Genomic DNA, 14,831 nt, shown 5'->3' on the forward strand with positions numbered 1-14,831 from the left:
GGAACTATATGATTATGTGAATTGGTTCAACAAGCATCGCATTCATGGCACTTTAGGATACATGACCCCAATTCAGTACAAAGCTGCATCCCTTAAAAAAGTTGTCTGATTTAATGTTGACAGTCCATTGGTCTCCTTTGAATGTAGTAGTTATCTTTACATCTTTATACATCTATTGATAGTCTTACCCTCAAAGAAATACGGTAAACCACATATAAAGTCTTTGAAGAATTTAGAGACATACGGTTGAGAGATCAGCGCTTGAGACTATCTACAAATCAATTTTCTTATGCAAATGGAGAATGATAATGAGGAAAAATGGTTCATACTAGATCATCCAACAAGCAGTGTATTAATTCAATAGATGTGATGGTGTCGAAGATCTTAATTATGGTAGAGGTCTAGATCAATGTGGAGAAGAGAGCGATAAAAGAGCGTTAGATCCTGATCAGTTATTATTCTCTTCTTTTATTATAAAAGTTCACTTCTTACTTTCACTTGTTGGATGATCCGTAGTGCTTATCTATGATCTAAAGAATAGGCTGCTGCACAGCTCGAAGCGCATTTATTCGCCCCTGTGTCCAATAGGTTCCCGTTCCTGGTATCGGATCGCAGGTAAAAACAATACAATCTCTTATATTCGTATTGGTTCTACCTTGAGATGCAAGGAGTGCTGCCAATCCTGAGACGTGTGGAGCTGCCATCGATGTTCCACTTAAGTAAGCATAGCTGGTTCCCGTGTAGGTAGATAAGATTTGTTCTCCAGGAGCGGCAACATCTACCCATGCACCATAGTTGGAAAAGGTTGATTTAACGTCCAAAGAATTCGTTGATGCAACGGAAACGACTCCGGGAAGATAAGCGGGATAAACGGGGGTCGACGAATTGCTATTACCTGCAGAAGCGATAACCACTGCTCCTCGGTCCCATGCATATTGTACAGCTGCTTGAAGAAATGAATCATTCGCTAGCGAACCCAGACTCAGGTTAACCACATGTGCTCCATTATTGGCAGCATAGACGATACCATTAGCCACACTCGACAATAAACCATTCCCGTTATTATCTAGCGAACGGATCGGGATAATAGAAGCAAAGGGAGCCATACCCGCTATACCACCCCCGTTATTTGTAGCTGCAGCTGCAATTCCTGCCACATGTGTTCCGTGTCCGTTACCATCACTTGTATTAGGATCCCAATCCACATAGTCGTAACCAGATAGCAACTTTCCTGCAAGTTCCGGGTGATCCGGCTGAACGCCTGTATCTACAATCGCGATCCTGATATTCGCGGAACTTTGCGTAATGTCCCAAGCAGCAGGAGCTCCAACTCTTTGCGGCCCATACTGGTAATCCGGGAAGAATGGGTCGTTTGGAGTGAAAAATGCTTCATACTTATGATTGGGCTCAGCAAATTCGATCAGCTTATTTTTTGAATACTGTTTAAGCATTCTGCGCATTTTTCGCTTTGAATTAATCCGATAAAATCCTAAATCATCGTAGGACTCTATAATCGTACATTTTGTTTTTTTGTGGAGTGCATCCATATCCTCCTGCGATATTCCATCAATAAATTTGATGATAAGCTCGTTTTCGGCATGAGGGTGGAACTTGAGATCAGCTCTTTTATCTAAATAACGATAGAGAATGATAGTGAACATAATAAGGATAGCGATAGAAAGCCCTGACCATAACATCATCCATACTCCTCCTCTAGCGAAATCTAGTAGATTCGGAATATTGTATGGATAAGGGTGCAAAACAGCTTGGACTTCCTATGAAATATGGTGAATTCGTTCCCACCAAAAAAAGTGCACCACATATTTATTAAGCTTTTAGTATGATTTTCATTTCGAATTGAGCTAAACTGAACAAAAGAAATGAGTTTCTCAACTATTTGTAATTTGTTTTATACACTATCCGGAAAACAAGAAAGGCAGGTAATAGACTTGAAGGAAAATAAAGTACAAGCTACAGCACCAAAAACACAACCATTTGGAAAAGAAGCTTTTGAGAAAGCGGAAAATACGACCATTCGCTGGTTAGGAAATTCAGGATTGTTTATGAATAGCCACGGAACATGCATTATGATTGATCCTGTATTAATTGGTTTTGACATGCCCTTGTTAATTGATATGCCTATTACTCCCCAAGATGTTCCTCATCTGGATTCGATATTAATTACTCATTCCGATAATGATCATTTTAGTCGTGAGACATGTAAAGCGCTAAATGAGGTATGCGATACTTATCATACGACAAATTATGTTGCCGAATTAATGACGGAAGAACAGATCAATGGCGGTTGTGGACATGATATTTATGACACTTTTGATATTGGTCATATTCATGTTAAATTAACACCCGCTGACCATGCGTGGCAGAACGAGCTGAAGGATCAAAATCGTGTCTTTCAATTTGAAGACTGCTGCGGTTTTTATATAAATACTCCCGAAGGCTCTATATGGGTAATTGGTGATTCCCGGCTACTGGATGAACAACTTCACATGCCAATACCTGATGCAATACTCTTTGACTTTTCTGATCAATCATGGCATATAGGGTTGGACAATGCTATCAAACTAGCAAATGCCTACCCAGACACTAATTTAATTTTGTCACACTGGGGAAGTGTGGATGCTCCTGAGATGGAGGCATTTAACGGTGATCCCAAGTCACTTGAAGGACGGGTTGTAAATCCGGAACGTATACATATATTGGCGCCAGGCGAAGCATTTGAACTCCGGAGAATAAACGAAAATTAGTCCCAATAGGAGGTGACTTTGGAAATGCATTTAATGATCTTTAAGCTCTAACGATTTTCGAAGTCAAAGAATAGACATAAAGCCTTTTTCAGGAATCGTATAAAATCTATAGCGTTTTGGCTTTTTCTTATTGGCTCTGTCTATATTATTTTTATTCCTTTTATAAAAGGAGAAAACCCGTTTTAAACGTAACTATATAGAAGACTTTTAGAGATATGTATGACTTGGAGGATAATATGAAGTGTACTGAATGTGGGTATGAATATAATTCAAATGCTGTAAATTGGCTGTTTCATGGAGATGCTTGTTATGAAATCAAGTCCAATATAATTAATGCCCAATTGTTTATCGAAATAGCAGATCATGCTTTTTCGATAGACCCCCAACAGAAGGAAATTTATATAGATACTTGGCTAATTGATAGCCTTCCTTGCAGATCTTGTTCTCTTCTAAATATAAGAAACAGGAGTGATAGTGTAGAGCTTGTACAGAAAAATGTTAGCAGAAGATTTAACTTGAATTATTATTTTTAAAAATCTAATTGTTGTAAAATACTCTAAGGTGTCTATTTCCAAAGTTTTTTATTTTCATTCTTTAGGTTATTAATCGATCTCCCATTCGTTATATTTGTGAAGCTACTAATTTCTTTAGATTCACTATCAAAAGCGGAAAGAACATAATGATCATCCACGATATAATAAGTACCATAGCGAGTAAAAGTATAACTTCCTTCTTCTTGCTGTGGTCCAACCATTTTCTTAACGGCTGCAATAATCTTCATTCCTGGTCTTAAATATGGCTCCATATCCGATAACTCAGAATTATACATCATATATACTGTATCTTTCACTTCATCACCAACAATAACTTCATCAACGGTTACTTCATACGATATGAAAGTCGGCTTATAAGGCTCAAATCCTCTAATCTTAACTTTTTCAGCTAGTTTACCTTCGGGAGTGCCTGGCTCTGCAGGTAATTCTACACTGACATCTGCAACTTGGCTGATAACTTCTGCAACGATAACTGAATCTGCAACGTCTAAATTTTCTTAAAAGGTATATCTCTCATATTTATATAAGGGACAGTTCCCGTAGATATGGGGTAGTCTTTCCGAATTTCTTGAATCCTTTTTTGTTCTAATGCATCCGTAGATGTATTAGAACAACCAATGACTAAGACTGTCGTAAGTATGACAAGGACCGCTTTCCGTTTGGGTTTGTTCATATAAATAATCCTCCTAACTAAATATTTGTTTTTAAGTTGGTAAAATGGATCTGTTTCACTTCACTTTATCACTTTACTGTATCATCGTACTTTGATTAGATACAGAGAAAAGTTGAATCATAAGCAATTATTAACTTAGCAAGAAGGAAGGGCTTCCCTTACTGTCGAACTTGAGAAGCTCGCTCCTCCGTGGGAACGAGCTTCTATTTAAGGTCTGCAGCGCAACCCGGTTCAGTTGACGCTAGGCGTACTTTCCCCAGAAGTCTGGTCCACCATCTTTTTCTTTCTCGGCTGTCCTCTCCAAGAGAGGTATACCCAAATTCGAAGCGCATGTTCGACCGGGCCACTATGAAACTTCTTCAGATAGATTGGACTAATCCATAATTGAAAAACATAGATGGCAACTGCGATGACAGCACCGACGAACACACCAGCACGACCAAACAGTCCAAAACCATATCCATAATAAATCGTCGTACAGATCACACTTTGCATCAGGTAATTTGTCAATGAGAGACGACCGACTGCTTCGAACCTGTCAATGAGGGCAGGGCGGTGGCTTCTCGTATACAGCAGAGCAAAAGCATAGATATAACCAAGTGCAAGCAGCGAACCTCCGAGCGTTTCCCCAATTCCCATGCCAGGCCACCCTTCCACGCCGAGCTGCGGAGTAAGTACGCTATACGATTTTAATGTCAGACCGATCGGAATCAGAAACATGGTACGTCGAAAATAGGTACGTCTCATCGCTTGTGGATTATCAAAAGTCCTAAGTCTGGCAGCCCGCATGCCGAGCAGGAATATCGGCACTGTCATGAGCGGAGCCAGTATCAGTGCAAAAACGATGACCATTGCCTCCACCTCACCAAACGGATCAGCATGGTTACGGAAATTCTTGATCTCCGTATAACTACCGTTGCTGTATACATCCTGACTTTGCAAGATGTAATTTTGCATATGCGGTGTCGTAGAAACCAGTTGATCCACTGGATTTGAAGCAGGTAAACCAAGGAGACCCGCTCCGGTAAGTAGAAATACCGCCCAGACCAATAACGTCTTCGGTTTCCGGTTTAAAAACAGTAGAAGAAAGAAGCCAGTAGCGCCGTAAAACGTTAGGATGTCTCCCTCCCAAAGGAAAACGGAATGCAGTATTCCTAATGCGAACAGCAGCATAAAACGGCGACTCAGATGACATTTCGGACGAAGATCCTGTGATTTCAGACTGTCCGACAGTTTAATTATTCCGAATCCGAACATAAACGCGAAAATCGGCATGAAGCTACCCACTACCGTGATGGAGAGGAATGAGTGGAATGCAAGGTCCATCCCCTTGATTCCGAACAACTTTGGTTCGCTGCCTCCGAATTGACCATATTGGAAAATTAGCATATTCGCGAGCACGATGCCTGCGAGACTGAACCCTCGGAGTCCATCGATCAATTGGACGCGTTTTTTAAATGTATTAATTCGATCACCTCTGTCTTCAGAAATACGTTCCGTTCTATTAAACGTTAAAGACTTCCTTAATGTTTTCTTAAACTTCAGAAAGTGTAACACGTATTTAGTACGAAAAATGAAAGACATGCCAATAATAAAGGTATTTTCTTGCTAAATATTGTAAAATGAACCCAGGATCTAATGGTGCGTTCGTTTATAGGAGGATTTTTGTTGTGGAGAAAATCATTTCGGAAGCATGTTCATTTCTGAGTGGTCATGGATTTGATTGGTCGATCTGCGGTGGTACTGCAATCGATATATTTCTTAGTAAACAGACTAGAATTCATAAGGATTTAGATGTTGCTGTATTTTGGGAAGATAGAAATGCAATTATTAAATTGATGTTAGATGCTGGCTGGAGGGTATTTGAAGCATGTGGTGGTGGCGCCGTCCTTGAGCTGAATAAAATTCAAGATACGCCATTTGAAAAGCGAAATTTATTTTGTTTCTCGGCCAATGAGGATCGGGTTACATTGGAACCTATTGAACACACAAAATATCGGTTTGAACTTGCAAAATCGGAACAAAAAGAGTTTACATATGTAGAGTTTCTTTTCAATGAACGTGATGAGACAAGTATACACTTGCCCGGGAAAACAAAGATCAAACGCGAACTAATTAAAGCTATTTTATCATCGCCCGATGATGTACCTTATCTAGCCCCTGAAATCGTTCTTTATTATAAATCAAGCTATTTAAAGGGGTTGGATGCTGCAGATCATAATCATGACTTTGATATATCCTTACCATACTTTACTAAAGAGCAAAATCAGTGGTTAAGAGAAGCGCTTCAAATCAGATATCATAATGGCCACCCTTGGTTAGAAAGAATGAACGAACCACTTAGATAAAGACAAGGAGGCTGAAAGTTATGAAACCATTTCTAGATGTGTGTATATATTTTAGTGCTCTTTTGCTTATAAGTTATTATTTTGTAGGTGTTAGTTTGATAAAGAGTACACAGATGGCAGCATTAATTACAATTCTATATATTCTAATCCTTTTCATAGAGAGGTACTACAAGAGAGGACAGATACGCTAGAGGCGGGTTTGCGCTACAGCCTCTGCTTCTTTCGTTCATCTTGCGACCAGAATAGAACATTACAATCAATAAAATACCGATAATCGGATTTTGATGTTAGGAGGGGCGCAGTAAATGGAATTTATATTTATTCGGCATGGTCATGGAGAACATCTCAACGATTATCCAAGTCAGTTGAATATTCTGCATCCTAGTCTTACAGAGTACGGCAAGTTCCAAGTAGCTCAGCTGCGAAATGAAATTAAAATTGAGCCTGGTGATTTAATCCTTGTAAGTCCAACTAAACGTACAATTGAGACGGCAACTATTTTAACGGATGATATGGACTTCATTATATCTCCACTTGTTGGTCCAAGAATGTTTCCTCAGAACCCTGAACTTCCTGATTTGAAATGTGATCAGATCCTATCTAAAACTGAAATTATAAATCTCTATGGAAATACTGAAATTCTTGATTTCAATCTGGATTGCTGGAACGAAGGGATTAATAGGATTGAACAGGATGTTTTTGAAGGATATGCTGAGCAGTTATTAGAGTGGACCTGGAAAAGCTATAAAAAAACATTCATTATTTCACATGATGGTACGATCACGAATTATCGGATATTGCTTGGAGAAGAAGGATTGACCAGAAAAGATTTCCTCGGTGAGGCGGGGGTATACCAAATGCAAGATGAATGACCATAAATCACCCTATACTGGAAAAGAGAGAGTGATAAATGTATGTCGATATATACGATGAATTCTGCAATGGAGTTTGCTTCAAAGAATGATATAGAAACATGGGTTCATCTTTTTTTGAATGGGGAAGGTGGCAATGTAGGATTATCAGAGGGACTGAAATTAAAAACAAGATACTGGCTTGGACCCGTAGAAATGGAAACAAGATTTCTCAAGAGGATTGTTGGACCTGAATTAGATATGGAGTATGTTGAAGAAGAGAATTGGTGGAGCCATAACATCAATCAAATTTGTAATCGATTAGAAGAAGGCTGGGACATGCCTCCATTAATCGCGGAGAACAGAAATGGATATATAAGTGTAAGAGACGGGAATCACCGTCTGGGTGCATTGCAAAAGTTGAAGAAAGATAAATGCCATATCGTAATCTGGGATGATCATGGGGTATGCAATATAGTAAAAGCTTTAGAAGAGATCGTTAAAAATTAAACGAATTCTATAAGAAGTATCATTGAAGTCGCTATTTTAGCGACTTTTTGTATAACTTCTATTTCATTAAGCAAACGTGGCATAAGAAAGAAGGATACAGCAGGATTATATTTTGACCTGTTCTATTCAGATTTTTTTAGTTTTTTAGGTTGAGTCAAATGATAACTTTCACGAACCATCTCATAAATGTCAGGTTTTGATAATTCGCCATCGAGATAAACCATGTTCCAGTGTTCTTTATTCATATGATATCCCGGTTGTACATCTGCAAATGTATCTCGCAACGTGCCAGCATGATTAGGATCACATTTTAAATTGATACACAAACGATCATCGAGACGGAAAATCAGAGCAAAAATCTTTTGATTTTTCTTATGGCGAATCGCTGTCCATCCGTCACCAAATGGATGATCTTCATAGGAGTCTGGATACGACAAACAGTGTTCTACAATGTCCTTCATATTCATATACATAACCTCATCTTCATTTTAATTTTGTATTCATTGTTATTAAACACGAATCAAAAATATATATAACCATAAATAATACCATATATTCAACATCAAAATTTAGGGGGAAACAGAATGGAATTTAAATTTGGGGATGCTTCTATACTTCTACCTCCTTTACAAATTACGATCATCGCAGCAATCATTCTTTTCCTATTAGTCAGATGGAGCAAGCAATTAGAAACAAGACGGTTTACGGTTTTCTTTTACTTTTTCATTAGCACTTCCATTACTCCGATTTTTTCTAGTGGTACAAGGGAAGGTGTTTTTGAGCTATGGATTCCATTAGGATTTTTAGTGGTTTTATTTTATTTGTTTCGCAGCAAAAGAAATCATCCTTCTAAAATGAAAGCGAGTATTTTAGGACTTTCCATTGCAATCTATCAGTTAATTCTTCAATATAATGGATAGATTTTGATATTCCACAATGAACCAATGGCTTAACAAGAGCTCACTATTTTAACTCAGGTTGATCAAAACGAAATCCAAAGAAGACTCCAAACCACTGTAGAAGTGGAGCTGGAGTCTTCTTTGGGCTGTGTTAAGTCATTCGTGCTTCAAGCCGCCGTGCCACGATGGACAGCGTGTAGTTGATGACGAAATACAGTATGGCTGCGAGCAGCAGGGCAGGAATGACGTAATCGAAGCTCTGACCACCGAGGATCTGCACATTGTGCATTAGCTCCGGCAGGGAGATGATGATCGCCAGTGAAGTATCCTTTAACAAGGAGATGAACTGGCTCACCATTGGAGGCGACATGCGCCGTAAAGCCTGTGGCATGATGATACCGCCAAGTGTCTGCATGTAGCTCAGTCCAGAGGAACGAGCCGCTTCCACCTGACCACGTTCAACCGATTTGAGTCCGCTGCGGACAATCTCAGCGATCATGGCACCTTCAAAAAGACTAAGTCCAACAACCGTGGACCAGAAGACTGACATTTTGATCCCAAGTTGGGGCAACACGATATGAATGAAGAAAATGATCAGCAGCAGCGGCAGATTCCGGATGATATCCACGACGACTGCCACAATCTGTGACAGGACGGGGATGCGGGTATATCGAACGGTACCGAGCACGGTACCAAGTACAAAGCTAAATACAATCGATAAGCCTGCCACTTGCAGGGTGATCAGGAATCCTTGCAGCAAGAAACGAAGGTTGGGCCAGGCGTAGGCCCCGCTAAAGTCCATAATCATCGGCCTCCTTCTGTAAGTAGGACAAGGTTTGGGATGACTGTCTGTTTTACATGGTGACCTGACCCGCTTTATTGTTCTTTTTAGGTTTGACTTTGGTACTGCTGGCATCAGCATCACTTTGCCCAAATCGGCGTTCCATATAGTGAACTAGGAAGCTGAGCGGCAAAGTGAGCACCAGGTAGAACAGGGCAACAATGGTGTAGACGCTCAGCGGCAGGAACGTATCTGAATTGATCAGATCGGCAAAATACATCAGATCCATGCCAGCTACGACTGCAAGAATGGATGAGTTTTTGACCAGATTAATAAACTGGTTGCCAATGGAGGGCAATACAATCTTGATCGCTTGCGGCAAAACGATCAGGTTCATAGCCTGTACATAGGACAGACCGGAAGATCTCGCGGCCTCTAACTGTCCACGAGGAATCGTCTGAATACCCGCCCGGATTGCTTCGGCAATAAAAGCAGCCGTATAGATGGTCAGACCGAGTGTACCCGAGATGAACCCATCAAGTGAAATGCCGAGTGCCGGTAATCCAAGATAGAAAAAGAACACGACTAGCAGCAAAGGGATGTTACGGATAAACTCCACAAAAGCCGTTCCGATCCAGTTGAGCGGTTTGATGGGGGATATCCGAAAGATGGCTATGATTGCACCAAGAATAAAGCTGCCAATCAAGGCCATGATGCTCACCTGGATGGTATTGATAAAACCTTCCAGGAATCGATCAGAGTGTTTGAATAGTACGCTGAAGTCCAATTTGCCCATGCTCGCGAAGCCTCCGTTCTCAAGAGGTTGAAACGGCGACTAATGTCCTGCCCATGCATGCATAATACAGGAGAATTCGCCGTTTTAACCATCATTAATCGGGGTTACTCGGGCTTGCTGCCAAGCCATTTCTCATGCAATGTATCATATTCACCGCTGTCCTTCATACTTTTAAGCAGGCTGTTCACTTCTTCGACGAAGGCAGTATCGCCTTTGCGAATCGCCATGCCGTAAGGTTCACTCGTGAAATTCCCGCCAACCAGCTTGTAGTTGTTATCCGTCTGCTGCATGCCGATCAGAATGATGTTATCAGTCGTTAGAGCTTCGCCTTTACCTGCTTTGAGGGCTGTGAAGGCATCCTGATAATTGTCGTATTCGAGCACCTCGGCACTCGGAGCTTTTTCGCGAATGTTTTGCGCAGAAGTCGAACCTTTGACAGCAAGCACCTTCACACCGCTGAGACTTTCTAGACCCGTAATCGTGCTGTCATTTTTTACTAGCAGGGACTGCCCGGCTTCAAAATAAACATCGCTGAAATCCACTTGTTCCTTGCGTTCATCCGTAATTGTCATCGTAGCGATGATGAGATCGATGTCACCGTTTTGCAACATTGGAATGCGCGTTTTGGACGTTACTTCTTTTAATTCCACCTTCGTTTCATCCCCAAGAATCTGTTTGGCGAGTGCTTTGGCAATATCAATATCAAATCCTTCGACTTCGCCGCTTGCGGGGTCTTTCAAACCGAATAATTTAGTATCGTATTTGACGCCGGCAATAAGCTTGCCCCGCTCTTTAATTTGTTCAATTGTGCCTTTGGCTTCTGTATTCCCACCAGAGCCACCACTCGTGCTGCAACCGGACAATACAAGGGATAGAATTAAAACAAACATAAACGACGGCCACTTCAATACATTTTTCATTTGGTAAAGACCCCTTTCAAAATGGATATTTATCAGTGGTGAATCAGACGACTCAGGAATTGCCTGGCCCGTTCTTCTCTTGGGTTGTCGAAAAATTCAGCAGCAGAGGCTTCTTCTACAATTCTGCCTTCATCCATAAAGATAACTCGGTCTGCGACCTCGCGAGCAAAACCCATCTCATGGGTAACAACGACCATCGTCATCCCGTTGTGGGCAAGAGACCGCATAACATCTAGAACTTCACCGATCATTTCGGGATCCAGCGCAGAGGTGGGTTCGTCAAAAAGCATGATTTTCGGCTCCATGGCGAGACCTCTTGCTATGGCTACACGCTGCTGTTGTCCACCGGACAACTGGGAAGGGTAACTGTCTGCCTTGTCCGCAATGCCTACCCGGGTCAGATACTTCATCGCTGTAGAGGCTGCCTGTTCTTTGGACTGTTTACGCACCTTTGTGGGTGCAAGGGTAATGTTATCGATGACTTTTTTGTGAGGATAGAGATTGAAGTGTTGAAATACCATGCCGATGTCACGGCGGAAGAGGTTGATGTCCACCTTTTTCTGATGTAAAGGGACACCACTGACGACAAGTTCACCTTCGGTAATTGTCTCCAGACGATTGATGCAGCGGAGCAATGTGCTTTTGCCTGAGCCGGAAGGGCCGATAATGACAACGACCTCTCCTTCTTCAATGTGAAGATGAATATCTTTGAGGACATGAAAATGGCCATAATGCTTCTGTACACCTCTAAATTCAATCAAGAAATCCCATCCTTTCTGCTACGTATGTTTGAAAAGGAATATCTAGGAATTAAATTGGAAGTTGTTTAATCATACATACTCATCAATAGCTACAAACAATGAGTCTCATAGAGCTGAAGTCAGTAATTACGTGAATTAATGATCATGAAACTAAATTTGTTGTTACAAAAGCTGACGTAGGAGAAACTATTCTACTGTTTCTTTACAGAAATTGAAGTACATATATAGAGTATACGGGAAGGGATGCTTACTTTATGACTCTGACCATAAAAACAAACAACATCCAATTATTAATCATACATGGTTAAAAAACTCAATCTTATGCCATAACGTATTGATATGATCAGCGAGAATACGCTTTTCAGTACGTATTGCTATTATTTTAGACAGTCCAATCTATTTATAGCTGGAAAGGTTGCAATGAACGAGGAATATATATTTATATTACTTCCCACTTGATCGTGGAGAAGGCACTGTATCTATTTGAAGGATTATGAAGTGAGTTTACCTGTCATCCCTATCCGGGATGACATGATCAAATTACGGGTTATGGAGCAGTAGAGAGAGATAAGCAGTACGGTTGAATTGAAATGGGGCGGTAACGAGGAAAATCCAGAAAAAAGAAGTGCTCATGATGGGTATGGATGTCGCTCTTCGGGGCGATCGCCGCTGGTATTATCCATAAATGAACAAGCAAAATCCCGATCCGATTGTGTTTGCATCCGGACCGGGATTTTTATGATGTATTCTAGCTTAATTGTATGTTGTGTAATCGAGGTTAAAAGTTAAAGTTGTCCGGATCGGAACCAAAGCGCTTATTCTCGTTCAATTGATTAATGCGCTCGATTTCTTCCGTGGTCAGCTCAAAATCAAACAGGTCCGCATTATCGCGGATGCGCTGCGGTGTAACGGATTTAGGTATGGTAACTATACCATTTTGCAGATCCCAACGCAGAATGACCTGTGCTGGTGACTTGCTGTACTTGGCAGCGATGTCCTGTAGAAGCGGATGCTCGAGCAAATTTCCCTGACCCAGTGGAGACCAAGCTTCAATCTGGATCTGATGTTTGCTGCAATACTCCCGAAGCTCCGTTTGGGTCAACAGCGGATGGAGTTCTACCTGATTCACAGCAGGTTTAATCGTGCTATCTGTCATCAGGTCTTCTAGATGGTGGATCTGGAAGTTACTCACCCCAATGGCGCGAATGCGTCCTTCCTTATGGAGTTTTTCCAGTGCTCTCCATGTATCCTTGTACTTGCCTTTGACAGGCCAGTGAATCAGATAAAGATCTAGATATTCGAGGCCCAGTCGTTCCATGCTTGCTTCAAAAGCTGCCAGTGTGGATTCGTAACCTTGGTCCCCGTTCCACACTTTAGTGGTAATGAACAGATCCTCGCGGGCGATTCCGGATTCACGAATACCTTGAGCTACACCTGTTTCGTTGTTATACGCTTTCGCTGTATCGATACTGCGATAACCTGCCTGAATGGCCGTTTTGACGACTTCAACTACTTCTTCTCCATCCTTAACCTTAAATACACCAAAACCCAGCCAAGGCATTTTAACTCCATTATAAAGTGTTGTTGTGTCCTGCACATGTTTCATGGTCCGAAATTCCTCCTCTGATTTGATTTATGATTCCATTATGTAATTACTCTGCTGAACGACAGCCGGTGGGAATAGATGGCTGCCTGTACTTGATTATACTAGAAAAATAATTATAATACCGACCTGATGCACAAATAGTTAAAATGGGTAATGTGACGAAGCAGAAGAGGAAGCAGTAGAATATCTGAAAAATAAATATGAACTGGATGTCGTGATCACGTATAAAGAGTTATTACCTGAGATGGCGCTCGATTCTATTGCTATGGAAGGACATGTTATGGAACAGGAAGCACAAAAATTTACGATCTCGTATGACTATGTGGATAAAGAAATCGAAAACTTTGGCATGAGTCCAGAAATTAAGAAAGTAATTATAGCTAAGGGATATGATCCGTTAATCAAATGATAATTCAGGCCCAAAGTGAAGATTGGAGTGCTGCTTTTTAAGGTGACGAGGTACATACAATAAGATATATAGGTGAAGAAGAGAACGTTGAGAATATTTCATATCTATTTAAAAACGTTATAAAAAGTTGCTAAGAATCGTACCTTTGGATATGATAATCTAATACTTAATATAGGTTTAATCGATGATAAAGGAAAGTGAGTAAACGAAATGATTGCAAAAACAGAAGAAGACTTTAATGGTTTGAAGGAAATTGGCAGAATAGTTGCTTCTATTCGAGATGAATTGGTAAAAAGAACAGTTCCCGGCATTACAACAAAAGAACTTGACGATTTAGCCGGAGAGCTTTTTAAGAAAGAAGGCGCAGTTTCAGCTCCAAAAAGTGAATATGATTTCCCTGGCTATACTTGTATTAGTGTTAATAAAGAAGTGGCACATGGAATCCCGGGAGATCGGGTTATTCATGAAGGGGATATTGTAAATGTAGATGTTTCCGGCTCAAAGAACGGTTATTTCGCGGATACGGGCATCTCATTTGTAGTTGGCGAAGGAGATGAAGTGCTGACTAAAATTTGTGATGTTGCCAAAAAAGCATTTGAAGCAGGTCTGAAAAAAGCAAAACCTGGCTCCAAAAAAAGCGGAATTGGAAAAGCAGTATTCCTAACCGCAAAACAGCATGATTTAACGGTCGTCAAAAACCTTACAGGACATGGGGTTGGACGTGCGATCCATGAAGCACCTGACCATATTTACAATTACAACGATACGACGGACGATGAGCTATTAAAGGAAGGGATGGTTATCGCATTTGAACCATTTATCTCAACCTTAGAAGAAGAAGTATATCAAAAAGATGATGGATGGACCTTTGCTACAGAAAGAAGCTATGTAGCTCAAATTGAACATACAATTATCCTTACTAAAAATGGTCCTATCATCGTCACACTTTAAAATTCAA

Annotated in this window: 18 protein-coding genes; 8 read left to right on the forward strand and 10 right to left on the reverse strand. The window is 40.8% G+C overall.

What is annotated here, in order from left to right; genetic code table 11:
- A partial coding sequence (locus tag KJS58_RS23600; protein ID WP_213533534.1) for an IS3 family transposase occupies window positions 1-109 on the forward strand: 109 nt, incomplete at its 5' end.
- A gap of 421 nt (window positions 110-530) precedes the next feature.
- Here the strand turns inward: KJS58_RS23600 and KJS58_RS23605 are convergent.
- A complete protein-coding gene (locus tag KJS58_RS23605) occupies window positions 531-1,700 on the reverse strand; it encodes a S8 family peptidase (RefSeq protein ID WP_213536023.1) in 1,170 nt (389 codons plus the stop codon).
- 249 nt (window positions 1,701-1,949) lie between these two features.
- Between KJS58_RS23605 and KJS58_RS23610 the strand changes: the two genes are divergently transcribed.
- Entirely contained in the window at window positions 1,950-2,765 is an 816-nt protein-coding gene (locus KJS58_RS23610; protein ID WP_213536025.1) for an MBL fold metallo-hydrolase, read from the forward strand.
- Between the two features lie 565 nt (window positions 2,766-3,330).
- On the opposite strand, the gene KJS58_RS23615 is transcribed toward KJS58_RS23610, so the two are convergent.
- The 3 genes from KJS58_RS23615 to KJS58_RS23625 form a co-directional block, all read right to left on the reverse strand.
- Window positions 3,331-3,597 carry a hypothetical protein gene (locus KJS58_RS23615; RefSeq protein WP_213536028.1) on the reverse strand — a complete coding sequence of 89 codons (267 nt, stop codon included), beginning with the start codon at window positions 3,595-3,597 and terminating at the stop codon, window positions 3,331-3,333.
- Between the two features lie 209 nt (window positions 3,598-3,806).
- Window positions 3,807-3,992 carry a hypothetical protein gene (locus tag KJS58_RS23620; protein WP_213536030.1) on the reverse strand — a complete coding sequence of 62 codons (186 nt, stop codon included), beginning with the start codon at window positions 3,990-3,992 and terminating at the stop codon, window positions 3,807-3,809.
- A gap of 231 nt (window positions 3,993-4,223) precedes the next feature.
- The gene (locus KJS58_RS23625; RefSeq protein WP_249717856.1) at window positions 4,224-5,432 is read right to left on the reverse strand and encodes a DUF418 domain-containing protein; all 1,209 of its coding nucleotides are present in this window, start codon (window positions 5,430-5,432) and stop codon (window positions 4,224-4,226) included.
- Between the two features lie 230 nt (window positions 5,433-5,662).
- On the opposite strand from KJS58_RS23625, the gene KJS58_RS23630 reads away from it, so the two are divergent.
- The 3 genes from KJS58_RS23630 to KJS58_RS23640 all read left to right on the forward strand — a co-directional run bounded on the left by KJS58_RS23630 (window position 5,663) and on the right by KJS58_RS23640 (window position 7,701).
- Complete coding sequence (locus KJS58_RS23630; protein WP_213536032.1) at window positions 5,663-6,340, forward strand: nucleotidyltransferase domain-containing protein; 678 nt, start codon at window positions 5,663-5,665, stop codon at window positions 6,338-6,340.
- A gap of 305 nt (window positions 6,341-6,645) precedes the next feature.
- Entirely contained in the window at window positions 6,646-7,212 is a 567-nt protein-coding gene (locus KJS58_RS23635; protein WP_213536034.1) for a phosphoglycerate mutase family protein, read from the forward strand.
- A gap of 57 nt (window positions 7,213-7,269) precedes the next feature.
- Entirely contained in the window at window positions 7,270-7,701 is a 432-nt protein-coding gene (locus KJS58_RS23640; RefSeq protein WP_213536036.1) for a ParB N-terminal domain-containing protein, read from the forward strand.
- Between the two features lie 122 nt (window positions 7,702-7,823).
- On the opposite strand, the gene KJS58_RS23645 is transcribed toward KJS58_RS23640, so the two are convergent.
- A complete protein-coding gene (locus KJS58_RS23645; RefSeq protein WP_213536038.1) occupies window positions 7,824-8,168 on the reverse strand; it encodes an MmcQ/YjbR family DNA-binding protein in 345 nt (114 codons plus the stop codon).
- Window positions 8,169-8,285: 117 nt separating this feature from the next.
- Between KJS58_RS23645 and KJS58_RS23650 the strand changes: the two genes are divergently transcribed.
- Complete coding sequence (locus KJS58_RS23650; RefSeq protein WP_213536040.1) at window positions 8,286-8,621, forward strand: hypothetical protein; 336 nt, start codon at window positions 8,286-8,288, stop codon at window positions 8,619-8,621.
- A gap of 130 nt (window positions 8,622-8,751) precedes the next feature.
- Here the strand turns inward: KJS58_RS23650 and KJS58_RS23655 are convergent, their stop codons facing one another.
- The 5 genes from KJS58_RS23655 to KJS58_RS23675 all read right to left on the reverse strand — a co-directional run bounded on the left by KJS58_RS23655 (window position 8,752) and on the right by KJS58_RS23675 (window position 13,464).
- On the reverse strand, window positions 8,752-9,402 hold the full coding sequence (locus KJS58_RS23655) for an amino acid ABC transporter permease (RefSeq protein ID WP_213536041.1): 651 nt from the start codon (window positions 9,400-9,402) through the stop codon (window positions 8,752-8,754).
- 52 nt (window positions 9,403-9,454) lie between these two features.
- Window positions 9,455-10,177, reverse strand: a complete 723-nt coding sequence (locus tag KJS58_RS23660) for an amino acid ABC transporter permease (RefSeq protein ID WP_213536043.1) — start codon at window positions 10,175-10,177, stop codon at window positions 9,455-9,457.
- A gap of 104 nt (window positions 10,178-10,281) precedes the next feature.
- Complete coding sequence (locus KJS58_RS23665) at window positions 10,282-11,097, reverse strand: transporter substrate-binding domain-containing protein (RefSeq protein ID WP_213536045.1); 816 nt, start codon at window positions 11,095-11,097, stop codon at window positions 10,282-10,284.
- A gap of 32 nt (window positions 11,098-11,129) precedes the next feature.
- The gene (locus tag KJS58_RS23670; protein WP_213536047.1) at window positions 11,130-11,858 is read right to left on the reverse strand and encodes an amino acid ABC transporter ATP-binding protein; all 729 of its coding nucleotides are present in this window, start codon (window positions 11,856-11,858) and stop codon (window positions 11,130-11,132) included.
- Window positions 11,859-12,636: 778 nt separating this feature from the next.
- Window positions 12,637-13,464, reverse strand: a complete 828-nt coding sequence (locus KJS58_RS23675) for an aldo/keto reductase (protein WP_213536048.1) — start codon at window positions 13,462-13,464, stop codon at window positions 12,637-12,639.
- A gap of 214 nt (window positions 13,465-13,678) precedes the next feature.
- Between KJS58_RS23675 and KJS58_RS23680 the strand changes: the two genes are divergently transcribed.
- Together KJS58_RS23680 and map are read left to right on the forward strand one after the other, a co-directional pair.
- Entirely contained in the window at window positions 13,679-13,873 is a 195-nt protein-coding gene (locus KJS58_RS23680) for a hypothetical protein (protein ID WP_213536050.1), read from the forward strand.
- Between the two features lie 210 nt (window positions 13,874-14,083).
- Complete coding sequence (map, locus tag KJS58_RS23685) at window positions 14,084-14,824, forward strand: type I methionyl aminopeptidase (RefSeq protein WP_213536052.1); 741 nt, start codon at window positions 14,084-14,086, stop codon at window positions 14,822-14,824.
- The last annotated feature ends 7 nt before the right edge of the window (window positions 14,825-14,831 follow it).

It is taken from the genome of Paenibacillus sp. J45TS6 (assembly GCF_018403285.1).
GTDB lineage: Bacteria > Bacillota > Bacilli > Paenibacillales > Paenibacillaceae > Paenibacillus.